The 14,615-nt window shown below is 61.8% G+C and carries 11 protein-coding genes and 1 pseudogene; 1 reads left to right on the plus strand and 11 read right to left on the minus strand.

The genetic code is table 11. The annotated features are described in order from the left end of the window. Positions 1 to 166: 166 nt before the first annotated feature. The 7 genes and pseudogenes from NKI19_RS17425 to NKI19_RS17455 all read right to left on the minus strand — a co-directional run bounded on the left by NKI19_RS17425 (position 167) and on the right by NKI19_RS17455 (position 8,099). Positions 167 to 1,963, minus strand: a complete 1,797-nt coding sequence (locus tag NKI19_RS17425) for an ABC transporter ATP-binding protein (RefSeq protein WP_352489642.1) — start codon at positions 1,961 to 1,963, stop codon at positions 167 to 169. Next, complete coding sequence (locus tag NKI19_RS17430) at positions 1,960 to 2,904, minus strand: acetamidase/formamidase family protein (RefSeq protein ID WP_352489641.1); 945 nt, start codon at positions 2,902 to 2,904, stop codon at positions 1,960 to 1,962. The genes NKI19_RS17425 and NKI19_RS17430 overlap by 4 nt, the downstream gene beginning before the upstream one ends. Then, complete coding sequence (locus tag NKI19_RS17435; protein WP_352489640.1) at positions 2,894 to 4,537, minus strand: ABC transporter substrate-binding protein; 1,644 nt, start codon at positions 4,535 to 4,537, stop codon at positions 2,894 to 2,896. The genes NKI19_RS17430 and NKI19_RS17435 overlap by 11 nt, the downstream gene beginning before the upstream one ends. A gap of 32 nt (positions 4,538 to 4,569) precedes the next feature. Beyond that, a pseudogene (locus tag NKI19_RS17440) lies at positions 4,570 to 5,490 on the minus strand (ABC transporter permease). Then, entirely contained in the window at positions 5,487 to 6,353 is an 867-nt protein-coding gene (locus NKI19_RS17445) for an ABC transporter permease (RefSeq protein ID WP_352489756.1), read from the minus strand. Before NKI19_RS17445 ends, NKI19_RS17440 begins: the two are co-directional and overlap by 4 nt. A 19-nt stretch (positions 6,354 to 6,372) precedes the next feature. Next, a complete protein-coding gene (locus NKI19_RS17450) occupies positions 6,373 to 6,975 on the minus strand; it encodes an ANTAR domain-containing response regulator (protein WP_023716955.1) in 603 nt (200 codons plus the stop codon). Then, positions 6,972 to 8,099: a transporter substrate-binding protein gene (locus tag NKI19_RS17455; protein WP_352489638.1), complete on the minus strand. Its 1,128-nt coding sequence runs from the start codon at positions 8,097 to 8,099 to the stop codon at positions 6,972 to 6,974. The genes NKI19_RS17450 and NKI19_RS17455 overlap by 4 nt, the downstream gene beginning before the upstream one ends. A 522-nt stretch (positions 8,100 to 8,621) precedes the next feature. On the opposite strand from NKI19_RS17455, the gene NKI19_RS17460 reads away from it, so the two are divergent. Beyond that, positions 8,622 to 9,737, plus strand: coding sequence for a hypothetical protein (locus NKI19_RS17460; protein WP_352489637.1), 1,116 nt, complete (start codon positions 8,622 to 8,624; stop codon positions 9,735 to 9,737). Between the two features lie 47 nt (positions 9,738 to 9,784). Here the strand turns inward: NKI19_RS17460 and nadE are convergent, their stop codons facing one another. Genes nadE through asnB form a run of 4 tightly spaced genes read right to left on the minus strand, consistent with a single transcriptional unit; the run spans position 9,785 to position 14,595 of the window. After that, positions 9,785 to 10,792: an NAD(+) synthase gene (gene nadE / locus NKI19_RS17465; protein ID WP_352489636.1), complete on the minus strand. Its 1,008-nt coding sequence runs from the start codon at positions 10,790 to 10,792 to the stop codon at positions 9,785 to 9,787. Then, entirely contained in the window at positions 10,789 to 12,351 is a 1,563-nt protein-coding gene (locus NKI19_RS17470) for a class I adenylate-forming enzyme family protein (RefSeq protein WP_352489635.1), read from the minus strand. The genes nadE and NKI19_RS17470 overlap by 4 nt, the downstream gene beginning before the upstream one ends. Before the next feature lie 22 nt (positions 12,352 to 12,373). Beyond that, on the minus strand, positions 12,374 to 12,637 hold the full coding sequence (locus NKI19_RS17475) for an acyl carrier protein (protein WP_254818658.1): 264 nt from the start codon (positions 12,635 to 12,637) through the stop codon (positions 12,374 to 12,376). A 20-nt stretch (positions 12,638 to 12,657) separates the two neighbouring features. After that, positions 12,658 to 14,595 carry an asparagine synthase (glutamine-hydrolyzing) gene (gene asnB / locus NKI19_RS17480; protein WP_352489634.1) on the minus strand — a complete coding sequence of 646 codons (1,938 nt, stop codon included), beginning with the start codon at positions 14,593 to 14,595 and terminating at the stop codon, positions 12,658 to 12,660. Between the last annotated feature and the right edge of the window lie 20 nt (positions 14,596 to 14,615).

A 14,615-nucleotide genomic window follows, 5' to 3' on the forward strand; every position in this document is an offset into this window, starting at 1 on the left:
ATGCTAACATGTCAGATGTAAACTGGTGATCTTGCCAACTCGGCATCGCCGAACGGCGCTGCCGCGGCAGCGCCGTTCGGCGATCCTTTTCCGACGCTCGAACATCACATATGCAGCTGTCCCCGAGCCTCTGCGGGATTGGCTGGACGAGGCAGCCTAAGCTCGATCAAGTGGCGACGAGGTGGCCGTCGCCAACATCTTCGAGCTTGAGTTTCCGGGGCTCGTCACCGATGCGCCGCACAGCGCTTGGAATTTCGCTGTCCAAACGGGCGAACCGGGCGCGGCGCCGGCCCGGATCGGGAACCGGAACGGCTTCGATCAGCCGCTTTGTGTAAGGATGGCGCGGGTTGGAGAATATCTGGTCGCGGGTGCCCATCTCGACGATCTGCCCCAGATACATTACCGCCACACGATCAGAGATGTTCTCCACCACTGCCATATCGTGCGAGATGAAGAGATATGCGACGCCGAATTCGCGCTGCAGCTCCTTCAGCAATCTTAGCACGCGCGCCTGCACCGATACGTCGAGGGCAGAAACACTTTCGTCGGCAATGATCAGCTTCGGTCGCAGCGCCAGCGCTCGTGCAATGCAGATTCGCTGGCGCTGCCCGCCGGAGAATTCGTGGGGGTAGCGCTCCATCTGGTCAGCGGAGAGGCCGACGCGTTCGAACAGGGTGGCGATCTGGGCATGCCGTTGCTCTCTGTCGCCGAGGCCGTGGATCAGCAGAGGCTCGGCGACGAGATCGCCTACTCGCATGCGCGGGTCGAGGGACGCGAAGGGATCCTGAAAGATCATCTGCACATTGCGGCGTACAGCCTTGCGCTCCTTGCGGCTGAGCGCAGACAAGTCGTGGCCGCCGATTGAAATGCTGCCAGTGTAGGGCACCAGCCCGGCGATCGCCTTGGCCGTCGTCGACTTGCCGCAGCCCGATTCGCCGACCAGCGACAGGGTTTCGTGCGGCGCGATCGAGAAACTGACGCCTTCGACCGCGTGCACCCTGCGGTCGACGCGGCCGAAGAAGCCGCCGTGCAGGTCGAAGCGGACGTGAAGATCGCTGACAGATACAAGCTCGGCCGGCATGTTGGCGGCGTCTTGTCGGTCTTCGGCGGTCCGTCCTCCGCCGATGCGCGGCACGGCAGCCAGAAGCTCGCGCGTATAGTCGGCCTGCGGGCGATTAAAGATGTCGGCCGCCCTGCCCTGCTCGACCATCCGGCCATCGCGCATGATGATGACGCGGTCCGCCATCTCGGCGACGACGCCCATGTCGTGCGTGATCAGGATAACGCTAGTGCCGTGCTCGCGCTGCAGGTCACGCAGCAACTCCAGCACCTCGCCCTGAACCGTGACGTCGAGAGCAGTCGTCGGTTCATCGGCGATCAGCACATCCGGGTTCAGGGCCAGAGCCATGGCAATCATCACGCGCTGGCGCATGCCGCCTGAGAGTTCGTGCGGATAGTGCTCGAGCCGCCGTTCGGCATCCGGAATTCGGACTGCCTTCAGCGCCTCTAGCGCCCTCAGCCGAGACTCGGAGCGCGACAGCGAGGTGTGTGCCTCGATCGCCTCCGTGAGCTGACGGCCGACGGACAGAACCGGATTCAGCGATGTCATCGGTTCCTGGAAGATCATGGCAATACGGTCGCCGCGGATGCGGCGCATGCCGCTCTCGCTGAGAGCCGCGAGATCCTGATCGCCGAGCCGGATGAAGCCTGATCCGATGCGTGCCGCCGGCTGCGGCAGCAAGCCCATGATGGCCAGCGCCGTCATCGACTTGCCGGAACCGGACTCGCCGGCAATGCAAAGCGTTTCGCCGCGCATCAGGTCGAATGTGAGGTCGGAAACGACGTCGCGCTCGCCCTCCTCACCACGCACGGTGACGCTCAGACCTGAGACGCTGAGTACCGGCCTGATGGAGCCACTCTCCGCGGCGGCCTGCCCGGATCGTTTGATGTCCTCCACCTTCATTCAAAGACGCAGCGGGGGAAGTAGAAAGAAACCACCCAGTTGGGCATGTCGACGATCTCGCTGATGCGCAGGTCACCGCAAACCGACACGAGCATGTAGGCGTCTATCGGATCCATACCGTAGCGGCCAGAGAGCAGGTCGATCATCTGCGAGACGGCGCTCCTGGCGCCGTCCATCAGATCCGGCCCGATACCGGTTGTCACCTCGTAGCCCTTGGCGTCGAGATGCCGCGACACCGGGCCGGGCGTTGTGAAACGCGGCGTCCGCAGCCGGGCATCCTTGACCAGATCGAGCGTCAGCACGGCGTTCATCGGACTCTCGATCGCCGTGCCGCACACCTCGCCGTCGCCTTGCGCGGCGTGCGTGTCGCCGACCGAGAACAACGCTCCCGCGACCTCTACGGGCAGGTAGAGCACCGTGCCGGCAGCAAGATCGCGTATGTCCAGATTGCCGCCCACGCGCCGCGGCGGGACCACCGAATGCAGGCCCGGCTCAGCCGGGGCATTGCCGATGGTGCCGGCGAAGGGCTTGAGCGGCACCCGGCCGTTCTTGCCGAACAGCGCCGGTTCGAGCGAGGCGGCGTCGTAGTTCCAGATATTTAGTGCCGGTTGAGTGAAGTCATCCGCCAGCAGACCGAATCCCGGGATATTCGCCGTCCAGCCGAAGCCCGACGGCTTGAACGCCTCGATGGTGATTTTCAGGGCATCGCCCGGCTCCGCCCCGTCGACATAAATTGGCCCCGTGACCGGGTTCACCTTGGCAAAGTCGAGCAAGGCAACGTCGTCGACGGTGCTCTCCATCGTCAGCTGCCCGCCGGACGAGTCCAGGCACTGGAACTCGATCGTCGACCCTGGCGCCACCCGTTCGACCGGGACAAAGGAATTGTCCCAGCCGAAATGATGGTGGCGCCCGTGGATGGTGTAGTCGCAGTTATTGCACATCGGTCACATACACATTGTCGTAGTTGATCGGGATGTGGACCGGATCGACATAGAGGTTGTCGGCGCCACCCATGCGGGCTGATTTCATGGTGAAACGCTGCTCGTTGAACACCGGTGCCCAGGGCGCGTCTTCCATGATCTTGCCGTAGATCTCGCTCCACATCTTGGCGCGTTCGCCAGCCTTGGCCGGGTCGACGATGGAGTCGGCTTCGGCCGCCTTGGCGTCGAGCTCCTTGTTGCAATACCACGACCAGTTCCAGCCGCCCGGGACGGCACCAGCGCAGCCCAGGATCGGGCCGTAGAAGTTCGACGGATCGGGGAAGTCGGCGATCCAGGCCATGCCGCCGGACCAGATCATCGGCGCACCGGCCTTGTCGCCGCCGGCGGCGATGACATTGGCCTGCGCGAGCGACTGGATGCTGGCCTTGATGCCGACCGCCGCCAGATCCTGCTGAATGGCCTGCGCGATGCGCGGGTTGGGATCGGTGTTCATGGCAAACAGCTGCGTGTCAAATCCGTCGGGATGCCCGGCCTCGGCAAGCAAGGCCTTGGCCTTGGCCACGTCGTAGGGATAGCCCTTGAATTCCTTGTCATAGCCAGGCATCGACGGCGGCAACGGCTGATTGGCCGGCACCGCACGGTTGTTGATCAGCTGGACGATACGGTCCTTGTTGATCGCCATGTTGACCGCCTGCCGTACCTTCACATTGTCGAAGGGCGCCATGGTGGTATTCATGGTGATATAGCCGGTGTGCAACTGGCCGCCCTCGACGACACGGGCCTTCTGCTCGGGATCGGCCATGACCTCCTGGAATTTCGCCGGCGGAATGCCGTCGCCGGGAACGTCGATCTCGCCTTTCTGGAGCCGCAGCAGCGCCACGATCGGCTCCTGGCCGATCTCAAAGGTTATCTTGTCGAGATGCGGCAGACCCTTGTGCCAGTAATCCGGGTTGCGCTCAAAGACCACGCGCTGGCCGAGCGTCCATTCGGCGAGCTTGAAGGCGCCGGTGCCGACCGGATGTTTGCCGAAGTCCGCGCCGTATTTTTCGACTTCTTCCTTCGGCACGACATGCGAGAAGTTGATCGCCATGACATGCAGGAAGGTGGCGTCGGGCCGGGTCAGGTCGAACTTGATGGTGTAGGGATCGACGACGGTTATGCCCGCGAGGCTTTCCGCCTTGCCGGCAGCGACATCGTCATAGCCTTTGATCGAGCCGAAGAAGCCGGCACCCGGGCTCTGTGTCTTTGGATTGGTGACGCGATCGAGCGAATATTTCACGTCATCGGCGGTCATCTCGCGGCCATTGTGGAACTTCACTCCGTGGCGCAGTTTGAAGGTGAAGGTCTTGCCGTCGGGCGCAATCTCGTAGCTCTCGGCAAGGTCGGGCCGCAGGTTGGTGGTGCCCGGCTCGTAGTCCATCAGCCCGTCGAACAGGCTCTTGATCATCGACCAGTTCTGCCAGTCATAGCCGATGGCTGGATCGAGCGTGGCGACGTCGTCCTTGTAGGTGATGATGATCGCGCCGCCCTGCTTGGCGTTCGGATCGACGGCGTCTTCGGCGCGTACGCTTGTCATGCCAAGCACCAGCGCAAGCGCCGATGCCGCCACGGTCGATATCAGATATTTTCTCATGTCATGTTCCCTTCTTTGGTTTTTCTTGGTTTTCATCTGAGCTTGATGCGTGGATCGATGAACGGTGCGACGGTGTCGGCCAGGAGATTACCAAGCACGATGGCAAAGGCCGAAACCAGGGTGACCCCCATGATGATCGGAATATCGATGCGCTGAATGGCCTGCCAGGCCAGCTGGCCGATGCCTGGCCAGCCGAACACGCTTTCGACAACCACGATGCCGCCCATGAAGATGCCGATGTCGATGCCGATCATGGCGATGACCGGCAGGATGGCGTTGGGCAGCGCGTGGCGGAAGATAATGGCGCTGCGTGCAAGACCCTTGGCACGCGCGGTACGCACGTAATCCTGGCGCAGCACGTCGATCATCGACGAGCGCATCATGCGGGCGTACCAGCCGGCACCGAGAATTCCCATGGTCAGCGATGGCAGCACCAGATGACGCCAGGTGCCGTAACCGCCGATCGGGAACCAGCCGAGCCGCACCGCGAACACATAAAGCAGCAGCAGGCCAACAACGAATTGCGGCGCCGAGACGCCGACGAAGGAGGCGACCATCAGCGACTGGTCGGTGGCGGTGCCACGCTTGACGGCGGCGATGAGGCCCATCGTCAGCCCGATCACGACTTCGCAGGCAATGGCGCCGACCATCAGCAGCAGGCTTGCCGGCAGCCGCGAGACGATAAGCTCCGTGACCTACGAGCGCTGAATGTAGGAGCGCCCCAGATCGCCGCTGAGGAGGCTGGTCAGGTAGTGCCAGTACTGGACGACAAAGGGCTGGTCGAGGCCGAGCTGCCGGCGGATGTTCTCGACCGTCTCGGGCGTGGCACTGCGGCCGGCGATCTGGCGGACGGGATCGGCGGGCAGCAGATAGAGCAGCGCAAAGGTGATCAGAGAGACGCCGAGCAAGATGAGCACGGACTGGACAACGCGGCGGCCGAGATAGGCGATCATGCCCGCCCCCTTTGCGTCGGATCGAGGATGTCGCGCAACGCATCGCCGACCAGGTTAAAGGCTAGTGCCAGCGCCAGGATCGCCGCACCCGGAAAGAAAACCAGCCAGGGCGCTGCCTGGAAATAGGTTTGGTTTTCGAAGATGATGTTGCCCCAGGACGCGGTCGGCGGTTGCACGCCGATGCCGAGATAGCTGAGCGTCGCTTCCAGAAGCACCGTTGTCGAGATGCCGAGCGTGCCCCAGACGATGATCGTCGGCAAAAGGTGCGGCAGGATATGACGAAACAGGATGCGTGGAGCGCTTGCGCCGATGGTGCGCTCGGCATCGATGAACTCGCGCTCGGAGAGCGAACTTGTCTCGGTATAGATGACGCGGGCGGTCTGCACCCAGTTCACCAGTGCGATCACCATGGCGACGATCCACAGGCTCGGCTGGAGCACCGCCGCCAGGCAGATGGCGAGCAGCAGCGCCGGGAAAGCCATCATCAGATCGGTGAAGCGCATAAGCGCGCTGCCGATCCAACCGCGGAAATAGCCGGCGGTGATGCCGACCAGCGTGCCGATCAGAAGCGCCACGCCATTGGCGACGATGCCGATGATCAGCGACGTGCGCGCGCCGAAGAGGAGACGGGTCAGCAGATCGCGGCCAAGCAGGTCGGTGCCCAGCCAGAACTGGGCCCCCGGCGGCAGTGGCGCGCCTTCAAGCGTGAGCCCGTCGAACATCTGCTCATTCGGATCGTAGCCTGTCAGCCACGGTGCAAGAATGGCGCCGGTCAAGACAACGGCAACAATCCCGAGGCCGAGCAAAGCGAGAGGCCGTTTTAACAGACGTCGCCAGACGCCGGCGCGAGGCTTGGCTGGCATACGCCCGGCGGCTGAAAGCTCAGGCGCGATCGGATTGGTCATCGTCGCCTTCTTCCTGTGTCATCGCCACGATCCTGCGCGCGGCGTCCTCGACGCTGATTTGCCAGCTCATCGCCAGCGAGCGGAGCTGCGCATAGGCACGGCCGTCCTCGGCGCCCTTCGACAAGACCTCCACGGCGCGTACGATGGTCTGGCGCTCCGCGACCCGCTGACGAAGCGAGGCAATCTCGCTGGCCAGAAGCTTGCGCGCCTCGAAACTCTGCCTTGCGATCAAAAGCGCGCTATAGACGCCGGCATTGCCGACCGGTTTCAGCAATTGGGCATCGGCCTTGTGCGACAGTGCCCATTCGACACGCCCCGGCGCCTCGGAGCCGATCAGTGCTATCAGCGGCATCGGTGCCTCGCCCGGCTTCCACGGAAATTGCTCGTCAAAGCCGAGGTCGACGTCGAAGAAAACGAAGTCCGCCGCCAAGGCTTCGGCCGGCAGTTCCGGCCAGAAGCCAATCGCCTCAAGGCCGATGGCCGACAATTGCCTTGTGATCGCCTGCACGGTCGGATGTGGACGATGCAGGACAAAGGCCCTGGCGCCTCCAAGGTTCGGGATACGCGCCATCTTGCTCACGACACTACCCGCAGGCGTGGCCGCCCGAACGTCTCCGTCCGGTCATAGCGGGAAAGGTAGGGATCGGGTGCCACGCCCTTCGTCAGCGTGACCGTTTTGAACGATGTTCCATCGATACGTCCGATCTGCACCGGCAAGGTAGTGTGCTGGGTTTGCGGGTCGATGGCGATGTCGCCCAGCGGCGTTCGAAATGATGTTTCGGCGAAGACCTTGGGAAGATCCATCCATTGTGCATCGGGGCTGCGCGTGAGGATCTCGGCGAGGGTGCGCACCGAGGCATAAGCCGCCGCCTCGAAGGATGAGGCAGGCATGACGGAAGACACTGAAGCCGCTCCGCGATCCACCTCCGAGATGTCGTGAAAATAGGGCCCAACGGACAGATGGCCATCGCCTGCCCCGTTGAGCGCCGGCAATTCGCATTCCGTGAGATTGCAGGACAGGATCGGGCAACGCTCCGGCCCGAAATGCGGGTCGCGCTGGCCAAGCTCGGCATAGGCAGCGATGAAGGCATAAGAAGAAGGGCCGATGAGATTGTTCAGAATGAAATCAGGTCTCGTCGCCTGTATCTCCGCGATCAGCCTCGCAACATCGACCTCGCCGAGCGGCAGATAGCGTTCGCCCAGCACCTTGCCGCCGGCGTCCGCAATCAGGTCGCGCGCCACGCGGTTGGTCTCCCAACCCCAGATGTAGTTGGAACCGAGCAGGAAGCCGTCGGCGCCGAAACGAGGCACGACATAGGCGAGCAGCGGTACGAGATGCTGATTGGGGCAGGCGTGCGTGTAGACGACATGCTCGTTGGCTTCGAAGCCTTCGTACGGGCAGGCATACCACAGCGTGCCGCCTGCCCTTTCCAAGATTGGAATGACCTCCTTGCGGCTCCACGAGGTGACGCAGCCAATGATGTGACGCGCGCCGCTGTTGGCAAGAATGTCCGCGCAGCCGCTTGCATACCGATCGATGTTGCCCTGCGGGTCACGCTCGACCGGGGCGAATTCGAACGGGATAGCGGGATCGACGTTGAGGTCGGCGATGGCGTTCATCGCGCCCGCGCGGCAGGATTCGGACACCAGCCGGTAGTTGCCGGACCGCGAATAGAGAATGCCGATCTCGATATGCCGTTTCAAGCAAAGCCTCAAAATGACAATGCCCCGCAGCCACCGCCGCAAGGCGAGGCATACGAGGCATTCTTGCCGCCCGGCGGTCAGAGCCGGTATTTGTCCCCACCGTATTACGCCCGCGCTCCCAGTCAAGAGCCGCCGCGCGAAACTTTGGCTAGCCGAAAACAGTTCGACGTGGAGCACGCAACTCATGCCCGCGGGTTGTATAAATTCCGCCAGGAACGAAATTGCTGATGTCCAGGTATGGGGCCGGACAAACCCGGTTCGCTACCATTCAAAGGAACGACTTTAATATCGGTTTACCTGAATCTGCTAGCAGCAATGACGCCGGTTTTTCGTCGGTCAAGCAAAGGGTTCCACCTTGCCGCAGCAATTCAGCACTCCGTTCGGTCATCGGGGCGATCGCAACTGGCCGAGGTTGCACGGCTTCATGGGCGTCGAGTTGGAACTCGCGTCCGATGTTCTCGTGCCTCGTGTCGCCTTGGCCCGGAAGCTCGGTGGACGGGAAATTGGTGGCGGGAGCCGGGCTTGAGCGTCATTCGCGCCTTGCAAGGCGCCGACCTCCCGGCAGTTGCGAACATGTTTCAGCGCGTGCTGTTGAAGGAGAGGACCGAAGCGCCGGCCTCTCTCGTGGAATACATGAAACGGTTTTATCTGGATGCGCCCGGTTGCGGAGACAACCTCCGGTCGCTTGTCCATGTCAACGACGCCGGTCGCGTCTCCGGATTTGTCGGCGTCCACGTCCTGCCGATGACGTTCAACGGCCGACGACTACGCGCGGCAATCTGTAGCTCGCTCATGGTCGAGGACCATGAGCATGACCCGCTGGCCGGCGCCCGCTTGCTGAAAGCTTACCTGGATGGTCCGCAGGACATCTCCTTCAGCGAGACGGCCAACGATATTTCCGTGAAATTGTGGACCCGGCTGCGCGGTGTGGTCCTGCCGCAATACAGCCTTGACTGGGTCCGCGTGATGCGCCCCGCGGCCTTCATGCTTAGCCTTTCCGCCAATCGCTTGGCGCTTGCGCGAATGCTCAATCCGTTGGCGCGTACAGTCGACCGATTTTATTGCAGGAGGATGACGTCCAGCGAGCGACGTTGGTCGGGTGTGGCGGTGGACGGGGCAGGCCACGGAGCATTTCGTACATCCGAAATCGACAGCCACACATTTGCCAGGCTCATCGAACCGTTTACCGCTCAATTCGCCCTGCGCCCAGATTGGACGAAAGGCCAACTCGACCACATCCTGACCGATGCGGCACAAAAGCCGGATCTGGGCGAGCTTGTCTACGTTTGTGTGACGTCGCCAGTCGGCACCAATGTCGGCGCTTTCGCCTATTACGCACGGAAGTATGAAATTGGTCGCGTGCTGCAGATCTTCGCCCTTCCCGGCCAGGCGGGCCCGGTGATTGACTGCCTGATCGATCACGCCGCCGCGCGCGGCGTTAGCGGCCTGCGCGGACGTATTCAACCTGCACTTCTGGAGGCGATGCTTGGACGACGCATTGCTTTCCTGACCGTTGCCTCAACGGTGGTACATTCACGTGATCCAGAGCTTTTGGACGCCATGAAGAACTCGCAAGTCTTCCTGAACGGGCTTGCGGGCGAGCAGTGGAGTCGGCTGATCGGCAGCCGTTTCAGCTAAGGCCGGACGCATTCAAATCGAACCGAACGCACCGCTCTACCTGTTTGTCAGGTACCGATTTCTTCTACGTCATCAACGAGTTGCGGACGCTGATGCAGATAACGGGTCGCCTTGCGTTTGGCGATGATATCGGCCCAGACGCGTTCCACTTGTGTCGCGGCCAACCCCGCCGCCTGCCCCACTACCTCAGCCGCCACGCCGTTGTTGAGACCGTAAAGACAAAGATCCATACGGTCATAAGGAAGCGAGAAGTAGAACTCCTCCTGGGTCTGCGCCAGCGAGTAGGTATCGGTGGTCGGAGGCCGGTTCAGGATTTCCTCCGGAACACCGAGATGAGCCGCCAGCGCATAGACCTGCGTTTTATAGAGGTGGGCGATCGGCTTGACGTCCGCTGCGCCGTCACCGTTCTTCACGAAGAAACCCTGATCGTATTCCAGCCGGTTCGGCGTTCCAAGGACGGCGAAGTTCAAGCGATCGGCATGATAGTATTCAATCTGCTTGCGGGTGCGCTGTTTCATATTGGTAGCGGCGACGACGCCGAGATAGACAGGCAGCGGCATTCTCAGTTTCGTCTGCCTGCCTTCCGGATCCTGCACCACCAGGGACGAGATGTTGTAACCCCCGCCCTCGAGGGCGTTCGCGATCACGATCTTCGAGGCCCAGCCTTCGCCGTATTCCGGGACCAATTCGCGGATGAAGGCGTCGCGACGCTTGTAGCACCCCATTGTGCGCAGGATCGGCCCGATATCCTCCGTCACTGCCTCGACACCGAAAGTTTCGGCGACGAGGCGGCCGAGCCGCAGACTTTCAGGATCGGAATCGCTTTCCGGCATGAACAGGCAAAGCACATTCTTGGGGCCGACGGCTCGTGCCGCCAACGCGACCGACACGCTCGAATCGATCCCTCCCGAAAGACCGAGCACAAGGCCCCGCTTGCGAAGCCCGCGCAACTGCTGGCGTAAGGCCGTTACGATACGGTCCGTTTCGGTAGCCAGGTCGATCGCCAGAGCCTGCGCCAGAAAGGTCCGCGCGTCCTCGGTCGGGCGAACATTCATTGCGCGGCCTCCATGGTTTCTGCCGCAAGCCGACGGCTGACCTTGCCGGTATCGGTCTTCGGCAGATCGCTGCGGAACTCGATGACCTTGGGGACCATGAAGTCCTCAAGGTGGCGTGCACAGTGGCGTATGATATCCTTTTCGCTAAGCGCCGGGTCGGACCGTATGATAACTGCGCCGATCGCATGCCCGAGCACGGGATCCGGCACACCGACAACCACCGCTTCCGCGATGCCCGGATGAGCGTGAAGCACGGCTTCCACTTCCTTGGGCGCCACCTTCTCTCCTCGCGACTTTATGATGTCGTCCTTGCGGCCGACGAAATAGAGAAAGCCTTCCTCATCGGCCCTGAACAGATCGCCGGTGTAGAGAACCTTCTCCCAAGGGTTCGGACCCGGGCGCAGGGCTCGTGCCGTCGCAGCTTCGTTTCGCCAATAACCCTGCATGACGTGCGGCCCGCGAATAACCAGCTCACCTGCTACGCCCGGCGGCACCCGTTGCCCCTCGTCGTCGACGACAAAGGCTTCGGTGTTCGGAATGGCTATTCCGACCGAGCCCGGCCGGCGGTCGAGTTCCTCGGGCGGCAGATAGGTGCAGCGCTTGCATTCTGTAAGGCCATACATCGAATAGAGCCTGACACCGGGGAAAAGGAACCGAAGGCGTTCTATGTGAGGCGGCGGCAAGGCAGCCGCCGTGTTGGAAATATAGCGAAGGCTGGGCAGGAAGCCCGGTGCCAGATCCCTCATCTGCAGGATCATCGCTGCCATCGTGGGCACGAGCGGAAGCCCGGTGACGCCTTCCTGGCGGATGCGCTCAAAGACCGCCTGGGGAAAAGCGAAGGACTTCTCGAGCACGAGCGTGGCGCCGAGCCTGACTGCCATCAGCAATTGGTAGAGGCCGTAGTCGAAAGCGAGGGGCAGAACATTCAAGATGATGTCGTCGGGCGAGTTGCGCAGGTAGGTGGTGATGGAGTCGGCCGCCGCGTCGCAATTGCGGTGCGTCATCATCACGCCCTTGGGGCGGCCGGTCGAGCCCGAGGTGTAGATCAACATCGCAAGATCGACGTCAACGCCGCGATGGTCGATCTCCCTGGCTTGGAACGTCAAGCAATCCGCCAGCGATGTGGCTCCTGCCGGGCATTGGTTATCGGCGGCAACGGTGGAAGCCACGAAGATGCCGGTCTTGCCGGAGGACGTTTTGCCGGAGGATCCGGACGCCTCGGCGACCACGGGCATCAGTTTTGCCTGCGTGAGGATCGCAGCGGCATCGCAATCGGCGATGATGTAGGCCAGCTTTTCGGCCTTGGTGGATGCGTTGATCGGACTGAAAGTCGCGCCTGCTTTAAGAACCGCGAAAATCGAAACCGCAGCCTCCCAGCAATTGTCCATGAAGATCAGCACCCGGTCGTCGCGCCTGACGCCATTCATGAAAAGGGCGGCGGCCAGGCGGCTCGATAGATCGTCCAGCTCTTCGTAGCACAGCCTTTTGTGCTCGGTGATCAATGCCGTTTTGGTTGGATGGGCAGCGGCCTTCGCCGTCAGAAAATGTTCGATCCGCACGGACGCTCCTCGCCGATGGCGCCTAAGCTGCCAGCGCTTCTGCTTTTGCCTTGATGAAGGCTGAGATGCGGTCAATCGAATCCAGATTGGCCGGTACGATGTCGGCATCGACCATCGCTATGCCGAAATCATCCTCTATGAATGCCACTAGCTCCAACACGGCCGTCGAGTCGATGATGCCGTTCTCGATCAGTGATGCCGAGTCTGCAAGCTCGTAGGACGTGTCCCCGAACAGGAAGTTGTCGACGATAAAGGTTTTGACCTTGTCCTTGATTGCTACCATGATTTCTTCATTCCCTCGATTTCTCAGGCCGCTCGTGCTGCACCGACCTTTTCGCCGGTGAAAATCTTCTGCCACAGTTGCGTCGACAAAATGCCGACGAAAGCCGCATTGTCGCGGAATCCGGACGCTGGCTGCAAGCGGCATTTCTCGTGCAGGTTCGCCACCGCCTTGGCGTTGAATAGTCCTCCGGCGGCGATACTCGCTTCGTTCAGCGAGTCGCGTACGTAGTCCAGTTCTCCCGCTCCAACGAAGGAGCGGGCTTCCGGCGCCCGGTAAGGCTGTTTGGTGCGCTCGCGGATGGCCGTCGGAAGCAGGTGCTTGGCAGCTTTGCGCAATATATGTTTTTCCACCAGTCCCTTCAGCTTCATCTCCGGCGGAAGTCTTGCCGCAAACTCTACCATGCGATGGTCAAGGAAGGGGAACCGCCCCTCGATACCGTGCGCCATGGCCATGCGATCGCCCTGGCTGGAGAGGATGTAGCCCGGCAGGAGAAAGCGGGTTTCGAGATATTGCGCCTGGTGCAGCGGATGCCACCGGGAAAACGCCTCAGGCAACCGGCTGGCCAGGTCCTCGGCTGCATCATAGCCCTTCAATGTTGCGCGCAGGTCACCGGAAAAGAACATCTTCGCCGCTGATGTGGTCTTGAAACGCGGCCGATGCGAGAACAGCGGATCGTCCAGGGCGGCGCTGCCGGTGCCGAAGAACGCAGCCAGGTACTCCACGGACTGCTGTTGCAGGCCCGGCAGATAGGGATAAAGCTTGCGGAACAGCTGTGGCCTTATGCGCGATGCCGGCTGTCGTGCGCAGAAACGGCGAACGCGCGCTTCCTTGAAGACATCATAACCGGCAAAGACCTCGTCGGCGCCTTCGCCTGTCAGCACCACTTTCAAACCGGCCTGGCGAACGAGGCCGGACAGTTGATATAGGGGGGCCGGGGCGGTGCGGATGATCGGCCGCTCGGTAAAGCGGATGACTTCGGGAAACACACCGGCGATATCGCCGGCACGGCAGGCTATGGTTCGATGGCGCGTGCCAAGTGCTGACGCCATTTCGGTCTGGAAGGCGCTTTCGTCATGCTCAGCGCTGTCGAACGTCACGGAAAATGTCTGCAGCTTAAGAGGAGTCATACCGGCCGCGAGTGCCGAAACGAGGGATGAATCGAGCCCGCCCGAAAGGTAAGAACCGACCGGCACGTCGGCGCGCATGCGAAGCCTCACTGCGTCGGTCAAAAGGACCTGCAGTTCCTCGGCCGCGTCGTCCTCATTGGTGATCTTCGATGGCGTATCCGGATACGGGTAGTCCAGGTGCCAATATGGTTTGACCGTGACTTGCCCCTGTGTCGCGATCATCACGCTTGCCGGCTCCAGCTCGTGGATGTTGCGGAAAGCCGTGCGTGGAGCGATCGGCGCCCACAGGGTAAAGATCTGGTCGAGTGCAATCGGATCGATTTCGGCCGAGACGCCAGGTACCTTCAGCAGGGCCTTTATCTCCGACGCAAAGTAGAGCACCCCGTCCTTGCTGGTGTAGAACAGCGGCCGAACACCCATGCGGTCTCTTGCAAGCACCATCCGCCGCCGCCGATTGTCCCAAATCGCGAAGGCGAAATCACCGTTCAGGAGCGACAGGCAGTCTTCGCCGATCTCGTCATACAGCTGCAAGAGAACTTCGGTATCGCTCGACGTGCGGAAGCGTCGGCCCTTGGCCAGCAGCCCTTCCCGCAATTCCACGTAGTTGAAGATCTCGCCGTTGAAGGCAATCGTCAAATTGCCGGTTTCGTCGGACATCGGCTGCTGGCCATCACCAATCCCGATCACCGACAGCCGCGCATGCCCAAGTCCAGCCTCGGGCGCTACGAATTTCCCTTGTTCATCCGGCCCGCGATGGGCGATCGCAGACGTCATGCGCGCAAGCAAAGCTTCCGCATCCCGGACTGAACCGAAATAGCCCCCGAATCCGCACATCCACACAGCTCATACTGAAC

The organism is Mesorhizobium sp. M0751 (assembly GCF_040320265.1).
Lineage (GTDB): Bacteria > Pseudomonadota > Alphaproteobacteria > Rhizobiales > Rhizobiaceae > Mesorhizobium.

Excerpts from the sequence above, each read along its gene's own strand:
- nadE (WP_352489636.1), bottom strand. The coding sequence starts at position 10,792 with ATGAATGTTCGCCCGACCGAGGACGCGCGGACCTTTCTGGCGCAGGCT.
- NKI19_RS17435 (WP_352489640.1), bottom strand. The coding sequence starts at position 4,537 with ATGAGAAAATATCTGATATCGACCGTGGCGGCATCGGCGCTTGCGCTG.
- NKI19_RS17445 (WP_352489756.1), bottom strand. The coding sequence starts at position 6,353 with ATGCCAGCCAAGCCTCGCGCCGGCGTCTGGCGACGTCTGTTAAAACGG.
- NKI19_RS17425 (WP_352489642.1), bottom strand. The coding sequence starts at position 1,963 with ATGAAGGTGGAGGACATCAAACGATCCGGGCAGGCCGCCGCGGAGAGT.
- NKI19_RS17430 (WP_352489641.1), bottom strand. The coding sequence starts at position 2,904 with ATGTGCAATAACTGCGACTACACCATCCACGGGCGCCACCATCATTTC.
- asnB (WP_352489634.1), bottom strand. The coding sequence starts at position 14,595 with ATGTGCGGATTCGGGGGCTATTTCGGTTCAGTCCGGGATGCGGAAGCT.